Source organism: Sphingobium sp. DEHP117, from assembly GCF_030867385.1.
Taxonomy (GTDB): Bacteria; Pseudomonadota; Alphaproteobacteria; order Sphingomonadales; family Sphingomonadaceae; genus Sphingobium.
Map to the genome: position 1 here is coordinate 146,497 of NZ_JAPFBJ010000002.1, position 13,753 is coordinate 160,249.

Consider the following 13,753-nt stretch of genomic DNA (forward strand, 5'->3'; position numbering starts at 1 on the left):
ATCAGTTTTTTTGGCACAGGATCGGCGGGAACCGGGCATTGGGACCCGTGCTCACTCCGCCTGCCTCTGTCACAGCTGACCGCGAGACCTGTGCGTTTTAATTCATTGTAGGCTAACTCAGCCGATTCATAACGTCAATCGTTATTGTCGGACAATATGGCTCGCGGTCGGACACGCGGTTGCATGATCCCCACGATCGACCATTTTTTCGGCAGTCGCCGAGGCTCGCAATTGCATGAAATGGAGTACGCATTCTGAATGTTTTTGTGGAATTACAACAAACAGAAGGTACGTCAGCGTTACTGTGGGCCGATGCACCTCATCGGATTGAGTCCGGTGCCGGACAGCGAGCGTATCGATCCTGAAGCCAGATTTGCGGCACGCCATCGCCCGCCGCGCTCCATCATACCGGCGTTCACGCTTTTGCCAGCAGCGCCTCAATAGCGGATCGATGCTCCGCACTTCGTACCGTCTCTTTTTCCCATTCCAGACCAACATCAAGGATCCCATCGGCCGCCCGCAGTGTTTCCAGATTGAGCAGCGCTTTGGTCTTTCGCAACGCTATCTGCGGCATCGAGAGCAGTTTCGCAGACAGCGCCTCTACCGCAGCATCAAGGTCCTCGGCGGCGAATGTGCGATTGATCAACCCGATCGATGCCGCTTCGCCCGCTGTCAGCAACTCCCCGGTCAGAAGGAACTCCTTAGCCCTTGTAAGTCCGACGCGCGCAGGCCACACCAGCGCTCCACCATCGCCCGCCGCCAAACCGATCGCGACGTGGGGATCCCCAATCTTGGCCCGTTCGGCAGCATAGACGATGTCGCACAACAGGGCGATCGTGGCGCCCAGGCCGACCGCATGCCCGTTCAATTGACATATGACTGGCTTTTCCGTTTCAAGCAGTGTCATCACGATGCGCCGCGCCATTGCGATTTCATGATCGAATTTCTCGGGATGCGCTGCATTGTCGGCAATGTGCGCCAGATCGCCGCCGGCCGAAAATGCTTTTCCTGATCCGGTGAGCACCAACACGTCGCTCGCCCTGTCGTCGCGCGCGAAGACGAGCGCCTCCGGCAGTTCGTCATGCATCATTTTGTCGAACGCGTTCATCACGTCCGGCCGGTTCAGGGTGATCGTCAGGACTCTGTCACGACGCTTCAGCGCGATGGTTTCAAACTCTGGCACTGCGTGATCCATCAGGCGCTCCGTAAATTATGTACCCATTCCGGCAGGGCGCGGCGCACAGGGAACATGCGACGATTCCTCACCAAACATCGCTGGCTACCGCCCATATGTCAACGAACGCAATGCAAAATCCGGCACGATTGTCAGATCATATATATCCCTTTATTGTCGGACAATTGTTATTGGCCGCTCGAATCGGGTTGACGGGTTTCGTGCATTGCGAGGGGATTTTAGGTGGAGTTCGTTTGGACCGAAGATCAGCGGGAGTTCCGCGAGCGTATCAAGTCCTTCTTGGCCGAGCTGTTACCGGACGACTGGGAACGTTTCAGTCAGCATGGACCGGCATCGCCTGCGCTGACCGAATATGCCGAGACAGTTTGCGCAAAGCTTGCCGCCGAAGGTCTTCTCATTCCCCACTGGCCGCAAGACCATGGTGGAGCCGGGCTCGACCCTTGGTACCAAACGATCCTCGCCGAGGAGATGTGGCGTGCGGGGGAACCGCGCGGCGGGCAGTATATGAACGTCAACTGGATTGGCCCTACGCTGATCCGCTATGGCTCTGAAGAGCAGCGGCGTCGTTATCTTCCCCGGATCGCGGAAGGCCGCGCTTTGTGGTGCCAGGGCTTTTCGGAACCGGGGGCAGGATCGGACCTCGCGAGCCTGCGCACCCGTGCGGAACAGGCTGGTGACGAATATGTGATCAACGGCCAGAAGATCTGGACCAGCTACGCGACGCTAGCGCAAACCTGCTTTCTGCTGTGCCGCACATCGGACGACCGCAAGCGCGGCATTACCATCCTCCTCGTTCCGATGGACACGCCCGGCATAGTTGTGCGGCAGATCCCTTCGCTCATCGGCGAAGGCGACATCCACGAGGTGTTTTTCGACAATGTGCGTGTACCAGTGACCGCGCGCCTGGGCGAAGAAGGCCAGGCATGGGAAATCATTTCCTATTCGCTGCGGAATGAACGACTTGGCATACCGCGTTACGCGCTGGCGAGGGCCGCCCTCGATCGCGCGGTGAAGATCTTGCAGGATCGCGGCGAGTTCGACGCACCTCTGGTGCGCGCCGAGGCTGCCAAGGCTGTCGCGCTTTGCGAGGCGGCGCGCACCGCGAACTACGCGTTGGTCAGCCTGCGCGCCAGGGGGGAAGAACTCACCGCCGAAAGCTCGACAGCGCGGTTTGCAACCGTGAATTGCGAACGGAGCGCGGCTGAGTTCGTCGTCGAATATGTTCCGAACGCACTGGTCGACGAGCACCCGTTTCTGAAAATGCACCACCAACGGGCTATCGTCGCCGGCATTGCAAGCGGGGCTGCCGAAATCCAGCTTAACGTCATCGCCAGCGACGTACTGCATCTGCCGCGGGAGGCCCGCTGATGGACCTGACACTCAGCGACCTTCAAAGCTCGATATTGACCGCACTGGATTCCCTCACAAAGGGCTATTCCGCGCCGGATCTGCACGATGCCCCGCTCAGCACGCAGAGCGAGACGCTCGACAGGGAATTGCGAGACGGCGGCTTTCTGGATGTGATGAGCGATCCCGAGCTAGGCGCCGTCACTGCGGCTATCATCGTCGAGAGGATATCGCGCCTGCCCGTGGCCAGCGAGACCGGAGCGAGCATGTTCTTTGGGGGCGCGCTGCCCGCTCAATCCTCTAGCGCGGTCGCGGTGATGAGTGGCGCGCGCGCGCCGTTTCCGATCCGCTATCTGGCGCCCGGCACGAGAATTGTGGTCCTCGAGGCTGATCGCACGTCGTATTTCGTTGCGCAGCCTGACCAGATTCGCGCAGAACCGGAATCGCTTTACGCCTACCCCGTGGCGACCTTGCTGCACATGCCTGATGATCGCGCAACGCTGGAAATCAGGCCTGAAGAAGCGCAACGCCGATGGAGGGTTGCGCTGGCGGCTGAAATAGCCGGCCTGCTGCGCGCCGCACTCGATAGTACGATCAGCCATGTAAGCGAACGAGAGCAGTTCGGGCGCAAGATCGCCACCTTTCAGGCTGTCCGCCACAGGCTGGCCCAGGCGCATGTGAACACGAACAGCACCTACTGGCTCGCTATGAAAGCCGCAGCAACGGAGACGCCCGAAGACGCAGCAATGGCCCTTTGGCATGCGCAGGAATCAGCACGAAACGCTGTCTATGATTTTCACCAGTTCCTTGGAGGCATGGGCATGACCCTTGAGCACCCGCTGCATCTTTGGACCTACCGGCTGAAAGCGCTGATAAGTGAACTGGGAGGCCGCGCGGGCAATGCTGCTGCTGCGGCCGATGCCCTCTGGCCGCGTGAAATGCCAACAGCTCGCCGCTGATGGATTTCAGGCAGTCCGGGCGAGCATTTCCCTGCCCGCCCGTTCTGCCCAAATGTCTTCGCAGCCACCCAACTCGCAGTTGAGCATCGCCCGCTTCAGAAACAGGTGCACCGGCATTTCGATAGTAAGACCGATACCGCCGTGGAGCTGGATCGCCTCCTCCGCGACGTCGCGATAAATGCGCGCGGCGAACGACTTAAGTGCCCCAGCCGCAACCATACCCGCTTGCTTGTCCGCCGCTGTCGCCCGGAGCAGTGCATCGCCCAGCGCGATTTCCTTTTTCAGGTCGGCGCATCTGTGCTTGAGCGCCTGGAACATAGCCAACGGCCTGCCGAACTGCTGACGGGTCTTGAGATACTCCGTGCTCATTTCGAGCGCTGCTGTGGCCCCACCCAGACTGTCTGCCGCAAGCGCCAGATGCATCTCTACCCCCAACTCAGCTCGAATGGCCGAGGCGTGGGCTCCTTCCGCCATGATCATCCCGGAATCCAGCCGTACATCGTGAAGGAGGATATCAAACATCCGTCTGGTGGCATCCCACGTTTCGCGCTCCACGAGTGCGACGCCATCGGCCGCCAGCGATACGAGACCAATCCGATTAGCCGCATCGACGAGGACGTGGGTGGCCATGTCCGCGTCCGGCACGCCATGAAGCGAGCCGGAAATCGTGCCGTCGCTTGCATGTATCCGGGGATCAAGCAGCGGTACCGATATATATTCGCCCCCCATCATTCGTTCGAGGAGGGCGCCGCGATCCGGCATACTACTGGCGGCGACCGCCAGCACGCCAAGCTGGGCGGGGATCATCGGCATGCGCGAGAGCACGCGCCCCAGTTCATAATGTATGGCGGTCGAGGCGGCACGACCGAGTTGAAGGCCACCATAGGCTTCAGGAACGCGGATCATTCCCCATCCCATTTCCGTCGCCAACCCCCATGCCCGGTCGCGCTCCGGGGCGAGCTGATCGGCCGGAAACATCTTCCTCGCCACGTCCACCAGTTCGGAGAAATCGATCATCACAGCGTCCAGCCCTTGGGTTCCCTCTGCATCCCCAGCATTCTTTCCGCGATGATATTGCGCTGCACTTCGTCGCTGCCGCCCGCGATCGTCCAGGCGTAGCTGTTCTGAAAATCTGCCAGCCAGTTGCCGCTGTTCAGGTCGCCAAAGGTGATTGGCCGACGATACTGCGCATCCATGCCGCCCAAGCGCACACCCAAATCGGCATAGGCGCGCAAACAGCGCGAATATGCAAGTTTGACCAGCGAGGCATCTCCCGGCTGCTCAGTGTCGTTTATCCGTTTCTCCAGATAGTCATCCGCGAGGGCGCAAACGGCTTCGACGCGCGTAGCCAGCCGGCCACAATCGCGCAGCACGCCGACATCGGCATCCCGGCCTGCCTGCCGAACGGTCGCGGCAATACGGTCGAGCGCTCCGCGCATCCGGTACGACAATTCAAGCAGCGTCAAACCGCGCTCGGAAGCTAGGGTCAGGACCCATTGATTATCGGGCTGCAATGTGATTCAGGCGCGCAGTAAGGAGCCTGAGAGATGCGTGATTTGTTTTGGCTGACGGACGAGCAGATGGCTCGGCTTCAGCCCTATTTTCCGAAAAGCCATGGTCGCCAGCGGGTTGATGATCGACGGGTGTTAAGCGGGATAATCTTCGTCAATCGCAATGGATTACGGTGGTGCGATGCGCCAAGGGAATATGGCCCGGCGAAGACGCTTTATAACCGCTGGAAGCGCTGGGGAGACAAGGGTGTCTTCGTCCGGATGATGGAAGGCCTAGCCGCACCGCAGGCTCCCGAACGCAAGACGGTCATGATCGATGCAACTTATCTCAAAGCCCACCGCACGGCGTCCAGCCTGGCGGTAAAAAGGGGGAAGCTGGACGCCTGATCGGGCGCACGAAGGGTGGCATGAATACCAAGCTGCATGCCGTCACCGATGCAAACGGTCGCCCAATCAGCCTCTTCATAACCGCAGGTCAGGTCAGCGATTATACAGGGGCCGCCGCCCTGCTCGACACCCTCCCCAAGGCACAGTGGCTGCTGGCTGATCGGGGTTATGATGCGGACTGGTTCCGTGATGCCTTGCGGGAAAAGGGCATCAAACCCTGCATTCCGGGCCGTAAATCCCGGAACAAAGCCGTCAAGTACGACAAGCGCAGATACAAACGCCGCAACCGCATCGAGATCATGTTCGGTCGCCTCAAGGACTGGCGGCGTATCGCAACACGCTATGACAGATGCCCAACCGTCTTTCTCTCGGCCATCGCCCTCGCTGCTACCGTCATCTTCTGGCTCTGATCAATGAGTCCTGACCCTAGGGTCTTCTGCGCAACGCTCCAGCCATCACCCTCCCCACCGACTCTTTGCGAGACGGGGATGCGTACTTCGTCGAGAAATATCTCCGCAAATTCCTCATCGCCCTGAATCTGCGGGATAGGCCGCACCGTGATGCCATCGGTTTTCATGTCCATCAACAGGTAGGTCAGTCCCGACTGCTTGGGACCGTCGCTGGAGGTGCGCACGAGCAACAGGCACATGTCAGCATATTGTGCCATTGTTGACCAAATCTTCTGGCCTGTGACCACATAATGGCCATCGACCAGCTCAGCCTTGGTACCAAGGGCCGCCAGGTCAGACCCGGCACCCGGTTCCGAAAAACCCTGACACCAGGTTTCCCCCTCCAATATTGCCGGCAGATACCGGTCACGCTGTTCGGGCGAAGCGCATTCCGAGAGCGTCGCATAGGCGTGGTAGGTCGACACGAACGAAAGCAGCAGCCGTGGCGCGTCGGCGCGCGCAAGCTCCTCATAAATGATTTTTTGTTCGGCAAGTCCGCGGCCACCGCCCGGCCATGGCTCGGGCCAGTGCGGCACGGCATATCCTGCCGAGACCAGCTTTTTGAACCAGGCCCGCTGCGCTTCTACAAAACGCTCGTGCGATTTCGCTTCGCGCCAATCGGACGGAGCGTTGTCCGCAAGCCAGCCGCGCACTTCGCTTCGCAGTTCAACCAGATCCTCGCCCATGCCATTCTTAGAGCCAACCAAAGCGCCGCAAGGCAAGTCTTTCCTGTGAACACTCCGACCGAGACAGCCACGGTTGCTGGTTCAGTCATTGGCCCTCCCCCCTGAGCGGTTACTCTCAGTTCGTACCCGATATGTGGGCGGCGGCTGTCCCTTTTTCGGGCGGTATGACGAAAGGATTATCCGATGGGCGTTACGCTTGTCAGGAACGCGATGATATTTGACGGCACCGGCGCCCCCGCGCGACGCGGTGAGTTGCGGATCGCGGGAAACCGGATCGCTGCGGCCGATGAAGGCCCTGCCGATACCGTGATCGACGCGGGCGGCCGCTTCGTCATGCCGGGCATGGTGGAAGGGCACGGGCACCTGTCGTTCGAGAACGTATCCGCCACCGAGGATCTGATCGCCCCCACACCGGAGGCACAGACGTTCACCGCAGCGCGCGGGGCGAAAGCATTGATCGAGGCGGGCTTCACCAGCGTCTACGGCGCATCGGAAGCGAAGCTGCGGCTCGGGGCCGCAGTCCGTGACGAGGTCAATGCCGGGCGCCTGCCCGGTCCGCGCATTCGCGCCGGTGGCCTTGAAATCAGCGTGACCGCCGGCATGGGAGACGAAACGCGCGAGCATAATCCGCGTGTCGGCCTGGGTACGCTGGTCGATGGACCCGAAGAGATGCGCAAGGCCGTGCGCATCCACTGCCGCGAGGGCGTCGACAATATCAAGCTGGATGTCTCCGGGGACCCCTTTTATCCCAACACGCCGGGGCATTGTACCCCCATGACGTTCGAAGAGATCAAGATGGCGGTGGATACGGCACACCGCTATTTCAAGAAAATCAACGCGCATACACGTTCGATCGAGGGCTCCAAGATGTGCGTGCGCGCGGGCATCGATGCGATATTCCATGTCGAGTATTCCGACGAGGAACTGCTCGATATGCTGGAAGAGGCGAAAGACCGCATCTTCGTGGCACCAACCGTGGGACTGTTTCACCAGATCATGGCTGGCGACGCGACGGATTATGGTCTGTCCGTTGAGATAGCTGGCTATATGAATATCCCCGAGCTGCTGGAGAACTCCTGCAAGACCCACACGAAATTGCGTAAGCGTGGAATACGTCACCTGATCGGCGGAGACTATGGCTTCAGCTGGAGCCCGCAGGGCACACAGGCACGCGATCTTACATTCTTCGTCGATTATTATGGCTATACGCCGGCAGAGGCCTTGCGGTGCGCCACCCGCAACGGCGGCCTTGCCATGATGGACGACGGATCGCTCGGCACTCTTGAGCCGGGCAAACTTGCGGACTTGATCATCGTCGACGGCGATCCCCTTCAGGATCCGAGCGTGCTTGTCGGACCCGACAACATCCGGCTGGTGATGAAGGATGGAGCGATCTGCAAGAATATGTTGCCGCAAGCGGCCGGGGGGCTGGCACCGGCTGTTTCAGAAACCGTCAGTGCTTGAGGAGGGGGTCATGAACGTCGAACGGAGCGGAATCCGGCCGGGCGAGGCCCGCCATCCCGATGAATCAACACAGGAAATCATCGCTCGCGATCGCAATGGGGCGCCCGCATGGGCCCGCGAGGTCTCCTACGAATATCTCGGAAGCGAAGATATCGACAAGGCTCGTTATACCGAAGCCGCCTTTGCCGACGCGGAATTCAAGCGGCTGTGGACGCGCACCTGGCAAATGGTCTGCCGGGAGGACCAGATACCCGATACCGGCAATTATTATGTCTATGACATCGGTCCCTATAGCTTCATCGTTGTGCGCACCGACGACGGTTCGATATGCGCGCATTACAATGCCTGCCTTCATCGCGGGACGAAGCTGAAGCCCTCGGCAACCGAGGGCTCCGCCATCGATCTCAAATGCCCGTTTCATGGCTGGACCTGGAATCTTGACGGTTCGCTGAAGGACATTCCCGAACGGTGGGACTTTCAGCATCTTGCAGGACGCAAGATGTGCCTCCCGCAGGCGCGCGTGGAAACTCTGGCAGGCTTCGTCTGGGTCAACATGGACCCAGCCGCACCTGATCTGAAAACCTATCTCGGCAAAAAGGCGCTGGCGCATTTAGACGCGTGGAAACTCGAAAACCGCTACATCTACCTTCACGTTCAGAAGAGCTATCCGGCCAACTGGAAGCTGACGATGGAGGCTTTCATGGAAGCCTATCATGTCGGCGATACCCACCCTCAGGTTGCGCCTGCAAACGGCGACGTGAACAGCCAGTACGACATTTATGACGAGCACGTGAACCGGTTTATCTCAACCTTGGGCGTTGTCAGTCCGAAATTGAAGGGCAAATATACCGAGGCCGATATCATAGAGAACTTTACGCTCGGCGATAGTTCGTCTCTGGGAGGCAAAAAGCCTGAATTGAAAGCGGGAGAGCGGGCGCGGCAGGTGATGGCCGACATGTTTCGTAATATGTTCGAAACAGCAACCAACAGCGATCTGTCGGCCGTTTCCGACAGCGAGTTGCTCGATACCTACAGCTATACGGTCTTCCCCAATCTGTTTCTCTTTCCGGGAATTTCGCTTCCCATGATCTATCGCTTTCGGCCGGATGCGCGGGACCACCGCCGTACGATCTACGAGGTGATGTTCATGCGGCCCAAACCCAGAAATGGAGAGTTTGAAACCGCCGAAGTACAGAAACTGGCCGATCACCAGAGCTTTGCAGAGGCCGAGGGGATGGATCCCGGCTTCGGCAAGATTCTGGATCAGGATACCGACAACCTTTACGCCCAGCAAGAAGGGTTGGAAGCGAGCGCCAAGATGGGCCTCACGCTAGCTGACTATCAGGAAATCCGTGTCAGGCACTTTGAACGGACGGTCGACAAATATATTGCCATGGAACCGTTTGTGCCGCGAATTGAAAACCTGCAACCCTGACCACGCACTATGGTGCGCGTGCATGATTGCGCGCTGCCTGACGGGATCAGGCCGTGTTTTCGCTCCGGTACGACACGAGCGCCGAGGGCCGAGCGCTCTGGGCTATCGACATCTGGCAGCAACGGCTCGTCTGCTGGTGTGCAGCCCCGTGCTGCCGCCGATTAGCGGAGCCGCCATAGTTATTGACGCAGCATTGCTCCAGATCACAGTCTATCAGTGGGCTTGACCCCGGGTGACGGGGATGAGCGCTCCGCTGATCGAGCGGGCGGCGGGCGACGCCAAGAACAATATGACATCGGCGATCGCCTGAGGCTTGACCCACTGGCTGGTATCGGCACCAGGCATATCCGCGCGGTTCGCTGGCGTGTCGATGATGCTGGGGAGCACCGCGTTCACGGTTACATTGCTGTCGGCCAGTTCTGCCGCCAGCGCCTCCGTAAGACGATGGACGCCGGATTTGGAGGCGGCATAGGCACCCATACCGGCCGCCGCTTGGAGCGCAGCCCCAGCACCGATGTTGACAATACGCCCCGCCGAACTCTGCTTGAGATATGGCAGAGCAGATTTTGTGATGGTCGCGAGCGATTTCACGTTCATTGAGAACATGCGCTCCCACGCAGCAACGCTGCCTTGTTCCAGGGTCTCCCAGATGAAGCCACCTGCGATGTTGACCAGAACGTCTATGCCTCCAAAGCGATCGACGACCTGCGAGATCGCGTTGTCGACCGCCTGCTGATCGAGCAGATCGACACCTGACAGGTCAATGCCGCCGACTATTGTGTCTGGTGGGGCCGAGGCGAAATCAACCCGGACAACCCGATCACCCGCCGCAGCGAAGGCCTCCGACACTACCCGGCCCAATGCTCCGTATCCACCAGTGATAATGACAGTTTGCCCACTCACGCCGTTGCCCCTTCGTTTTATATACCACCTGCAAGGAGGTTGGATGCTGATTTGTTGATGGTGAACTATCAATTGTGACGGACGCCGTCCACCGAGTTATGTCTGCGCTGCCGGTTCACCCGCAAGCACCGCGCCATTTTGTCGGCGTGTGCGCTGTCAGAATGACACTGGCCGTTTGAACGCTTCATGTGCCAGGGCACGTTGGGTTTCGTCCGGTTGAACCCCTCGGCGAAACCTGAAGGCTGGGATCAGCGCGCGATGGCTACAGGCGAAAGGTAACGCGTGGTCGAAATGCCGCCATCGACGGCGATCGATTGACCGCTGACAAACCCCGCCGCGTCCGAGCACAGAAATGCGACCATCGCGCCGATATCATCAGCAGTACAGTCTCGCTGGATCGGTGTAAGTTCGTGGTTGGTCCGCTGGAAGAAATCCGATTCCCAGAAAGCGTCCGTCATTTCGGTTCGTACGACAGACGGAGCGACATAGTTGGCGCGAATCCCCCTTGCGCCATATTCCGCTGCCAGGGTCCGCATGAGTCCGATCTGTCCCGCCTTCACGGTGCTGTAGGCGCCGCCTCCCGCCGTTCCGTACAGGCCCCACGTGGAACCGATGAACGTAAAGGTGCCTCCATCGCCCATATGCTCGAGCGCGTCGCGGCATAGTCGAAACGGTGCGCGCAGCGACACCCCCAGCACCTCGTCGAGCATATCGTCGGTAGTTTTGTGAACCGGGCCAAAGTTGAACGATCCGGCATTGTTGATCACATGATCGATACGCCCAAAGATTTTCAGGGCGCCCGCCACCACCGCTTCGGGTCCGTTTTCGCTTGCAATGTCCGTCGCGACAAAATCGAACGCGATATTCTCGCCCGCCAGAACCTCCTTCAATGCGGTAAGCTTTCCCGCATTACGGCCGGTTCCCAAGACGCGAACTCCGGCCTTTCCGAGATGGCGACAGATTGCAGTGCCAATTCCGCCCGCCGCTCCGGTCACGATCGCTACTTTCGAATTCATCCTATCGCCTCCGCACTGTCTTATTATCGGGCGCCCGTCTGATTGGCTGCGCGCCTGGCAATGTCATTTGCAGCAGCAAATCCGAAAGTGAGAGCCGGGCCAATTGTTGCGCCTGCACCAGGATAGGTATCCCCAAACGGGGTACCGGCCTGATTGCCCACGGCATAGAGATGACCGATGGGCGAACCCGTTTGATCGAGTACCCGGCCGGCAGCGTCGCATTTCAGACCGCCCTTGCTCCCGAGGTCGCCATTATTGATCGGCACCGCATAGAATGGCGGCCTGGAGATCGGGCCGAGGCACGGGTTGGGCTTGCACGACGGATCGCCGAACATCTGGTCATATGCGGTGTCGCCGCGATGAAATTCCGGATCGGTACCGACACGAGCATATTCGTTCATGTTGGCGACTACTTTTTCCAGCATATCGCGCGGCACATGGATCTTGTCTGCCAGTTCGGCAACGGTACCAGCGCGGAACACGTAGTGATCCCACCAGTCTCCAGGAACCTTTCTGTCAGGCATAAGAATATTCGGCAACAGCCCCCCAGCGCTGAACTTCTCTCGAAAATTGGCGTCGAAGACCAGCCAGCACGGGCAATTCGCTCCCGTTTTCAGCTGGTCCTCCACCATCGCCTGGCCGAAACTATCATAACCCATGGCTTCGTTGACGAAGCGGTTTCCATTACGGTTGACGCAAACCGAGTGGGGCCTGCCTACGTCAAAGGCAGCTTGATGGATTTCATTGAAATTGCTGGCGTGCCGCATCGGCAGCCGCATCGTGGGGATCCACCACCCCTGTTCGGTATGCTCGGTTGCGGCGCCGATTTTTTCGGCTGCGATCAAGCCTTCGCCCCGGTTGGCATCCTCCGGAGTAGAGGAATGCCGCGTCAATCCGGGTACCGGATAGAAGCGGTCACGCAACTGCTGGTTCCATTCATATCCGCCCGCAGCCAGGACTACGCCGTAACGAGCGGAAATGGTGTATCTGCGGCCAAAATTGCTCACCTCGACGCCGGTGACATTTCCAGCCTTGTCGACGATCAACTCCTGCAACTGGGTTTCGGTGCGCAGCTCCACGCCACGCTCGAAAGCCTTTTGAAAGAGCCAGCCCATCAGCGCCGCGCCTTGCGTAAAGCGGCGGTCACGGTGGCTTGCCCTGCGGGTCTCGCGATCCAGATGATAGCGCCGCAGGATATTGATGACGGTGCGCCTCCAGCCTTTCGCCTGCATCATCAGGGTGAAGGTCTCCGGCAAGTCCATCGAATATCTGCCGAACAGCTTGAAACGGTTATACTGCTCGCGCATCAAAGGATAGCGCGCATCCCCCAGCTTGCGTCCATCGAACGTGGAGATGGTCAGCGATCGGTCGGAACGGGCATTGGGCCTGTCAGGGAAGTAATCTGGCCAAACCCCGACGTTCACAGGAATATCCAGGGATCGCATGAATGCCAGCATCTCGGGCGCAATGTCTACGAACGCCTCAAGCCTTTCCTGGTTTACCGGAACCCCGATAATGGCCTTGAGGTAAGACAGGGCGCCCTCCCGGCTGTCGTCCTCGTTCCCCGGCAGCCCATGGTTGGGGACCCATAGCACGCCACCCGACGTTGCGCTTGTACCGCCGAACTTGTGCTCCTTCTCAATGATGAGAACAGAAAGGCCGCGGTCCGCAGCGCGCAGAGCCGCCATGGCGCCTCCGGACCCGGACCCGACGACAACGACGTCATAAATATCGCCCTGTCCCACCTGCATCACCAATTAGGCACTTGTGACAGATGGGAATCCGCCGGAAAAATATAGAGTTCCAGGAAGTGCCCCGTGTCCTGACGCGCATCGAAATAGGCATATTCGCCGCCCATGGTTTCCGCCGCAACCGGAAGCGTGTAGCGCGCCTTGGCCGCCGCATAATGACGGTCGAAGTCGGCTCGGTTGGAGAAATGACGACCGAGGTGGTGAAAGCGCTTGGCATAGCCGCTTTCGGGCAGACCGATCCGGTAGACGCTGCAATCGCCCGAAATGGGCTGAATAACCTCTATTTGAAGGCCATTTTTGTTGGCCAGGGCAAAATGGCATACCGCTGTTTTGCCGGGGCCGGTGTCGAATACCGCGTCGGGCATTTCAAACCACCCGCCAATGTCATGCTGCTCCGCCAGTTCGTCCATGGCCCGTCGCCAGTCCGTTGTGACGTAGGAATACTGATAATAGTCCAGGTCTTTCATCAGGCCTCTCCTCACCACGCCTGTATCTCAGAACGACAGCTTATCGGGTCTGACACAGATCAGTGAAATGACCCGGTCGGTACGACCCGTTGACCGGCTTGGAGCCGATTGTCGCGCTGCCAGTGCGAAGGCCTCGCCTCGAGCCTGTGTGCGCGTCAAACGACTCAGAGGCACGGAGCGGCC

At 59.4% G+C, this 13,753-nt stretch carries 13 protein-coding genes; 5 read left to right on the plus strand and 8 right to left on the minus strand.

Features of this window, described 5'->3' with window-relative positions:
- Positions 1 to 415 precede the first annotated feature (415 nt).
- Entirely contained in the window at positions 416 to 1,195 is a 780-nt protein-coding gene (locus OOT33_RS07765; protein WP_307749440.1) for an enoyl-CoA hydratase-related protein, read from the minus strand.
- A gap of 222 nt (positions 1,196 to 1,417) precedes the next feature.
- Between OOT33_RS07765 and OOT33_RS07770 the strand changes: the two genes are divergently transcribed.
- Positions 1,418 to 2,563 carry an acyl-CoA dehydrogenase family protein gene (locus tag OOT33_RS07770; RefSeq protein WP_307749441.1) on the plus strand — a complete coding sequence of 382 codons (1,146 nt, stop codon included), beginning with the start codon at positions 1,418 to 1,420 and terminating at the stop codon, positions 2,561 to 2,563.
- Positions 2,563 to 3,501: an acyl-CoA dehydrogenase family protein gene (locus OOT33_RS07775; RefSeq protein WP_307749442.1), complete on the plus strand. Its 939-nt coding sequence runs from the start codon at positions 2,563 to 2,565 to the stop codon at positions 3,499 to 3,501. Before OOT33_RS07770 ends, OOT33_RS07775 begins: the two co-directional genes overlap by 1 nt.
- Positions 3,502 to 3,507: 6 nt before the next feature.
- Here the strand turns inward: OOT33_RS07775 and OOT33_RS07780 are convergent, their stop codons facing one another.
- Together OOT33_RS07780 and OOT33_RS07785 are read right to left on the minus strand one after the other, a co-directional pair.
- Positions 3,508 to 4,518 (minus strand): acyl-CoA dehydrogenase family protein, encoded by a 1,011-nt coding sequence (locus OOT33_RS07780; protein WP_307749443.1) that lies wholly within the window; start codon positions 4,516 to 4,518, stop codon positions 3,508 to 3,510.
- A complete protein-coding gene (locus OOT33_RS07785; protein WP_307749444.1) occupies positions 4,518 to 5,015 on the minus strand; it encodes an acyl-CoA dehydrogenase family protein in 498 nt (165 codons plus the stop codon). The genes OOT33_RS07780 and OOT33_RS07785 overlap by 1 nt, the downstream gene beginning before the upstream one ends.
- A 33-nt stretch (positions 5,016 to 5,048) precedes the next feature.
- Between OOT33_RS07785 and OOT33_RS07790 the strand changes: the two genes are divergently transcribed.
- Positions 5,049 to 5,809 (plus strand): IS5 family transposase gene (locus OOT33_RS07790; protein ID WP_307748392.1). Its coding sequence is split into 2 segments (ribosomal slippage): positions 5,049 to 5,385 and positions 5,385 to 5,809, totalling 762 coding nucleotides; the frame shifts between segments, so codons are not numbered across the junction.
- On the opposite strand, the gene OOT33_RS07795 is transcribed toward OOT33_RS07790, so the two are convergent.
- Positions 5,740 to 6,534 (minus strand): acyl-CoA dehydrogenase family protein, encoded by a 795-nt coding sequence (locus tag OOT33_RS07795; RefSeq protein WP_307749445.1) that lies wholly within the window; start codon positions 6,532 to 6,534, stop codon positions 5,740 to 5,742. The two genes, OOT33_RS07790 and OOT33_RS07795, sit on opposite strands and share 70 nt — an antisense overlap.
- A 183-nt stretch (positions 6,535 to 6,717) precedes the next feature.
- On the opposite strand from OOT33_RS07795, the gene OOT33_RS07800 reads away from it, so the two are divergent.
- Complete coding sequence (locus tag OOT33_RS07800) at positions 6,718 to 7,998, plus strand: amidohydrolase family protein (RefSeq protein ID WP_307749446.1); 1,281 nt, start codon at positions 6,718 to 6,720, stop codon at positions 7,996 to 7,998.
- Between the two features lie 10 nt (positions 7,999 to 8,008).
- Positions 8,009 to 9,433, plus strand: coding sequence for an SRPBCC family protein (locus OOT33_RS07805; RefSeq protein ID WP_307749447.1), 1,425 nt, complete (start codon positions 8,009 to 8,011; stop codon positions 9,431 to 9,433).
- A gap of 213 nt (positions 9,434 to 9,646) precedes the next feature.
- On the opposite strand, the gene OOT33_RS07810 is transcribed toward OOT33_RS07805, so the two are convergent.
- The 4 genes from OOT33_RS07810 to OOT33_RS07825 all read right to left on the minus strand — a co-directional run bounded on the left by OOT33_RS07810 (position 9,647) and on the right by OOT33_RS07825 (position 13,570).
- Positions 9,647 to 10,336: an SDR family NAD(P)-dependent oxidoreductase gene (locus OOT33_RS07810; RefSeq protein ID WP_307749448.1), complete on the minus strand. Its 690-nt coding sequence runs from the start codon at positions 10,334 to 10,336 to the stop codon at positions 9,647 to 9,649.
- A gap of 248 nt (positions 10,337 to 10,584) precedes the next feature.
- Positions 10,585 to 11,352, minus strand: coding sequence for an SDR family oxidoreductase (locus tag OOT33_RS07815; protein WP_307749449.1), 768 nt, complete (start codon positions 11,350 to 11,352; stop codon positions 10,585 to 10,587).
- 23 nt (positions 11,353 to 11,375) lie between these two features.
- Positions 11,376 to 13,103 (minus strand): FAD-dependent oxidoreductase, encoded by a 1,728-nt coding sequence (locus OOT33_RS07820; RefSeq protein ID WP_307750334.1) that lies wholly within the window; start codon positions 13,101 to 13,103, stop codon positions 11,376 to 11,378.
- Positions 13,103 to 13,570, minus strand: coding sequence for a VOC family protein (locus tag OOT33_RS07825; RefSeq protein WP_307749451.1), 468 nt, complete (start codon positions 13,568 to 13,570; stop codon positions 13,103 to 13,105). Before OOT33_RS07825 ends, OOT33_RS07820 begins: the two co-directional genes overlap by 1 nt.
- Positions 13,571 to 13,753 lie beyond the last annotated feature (183 nt).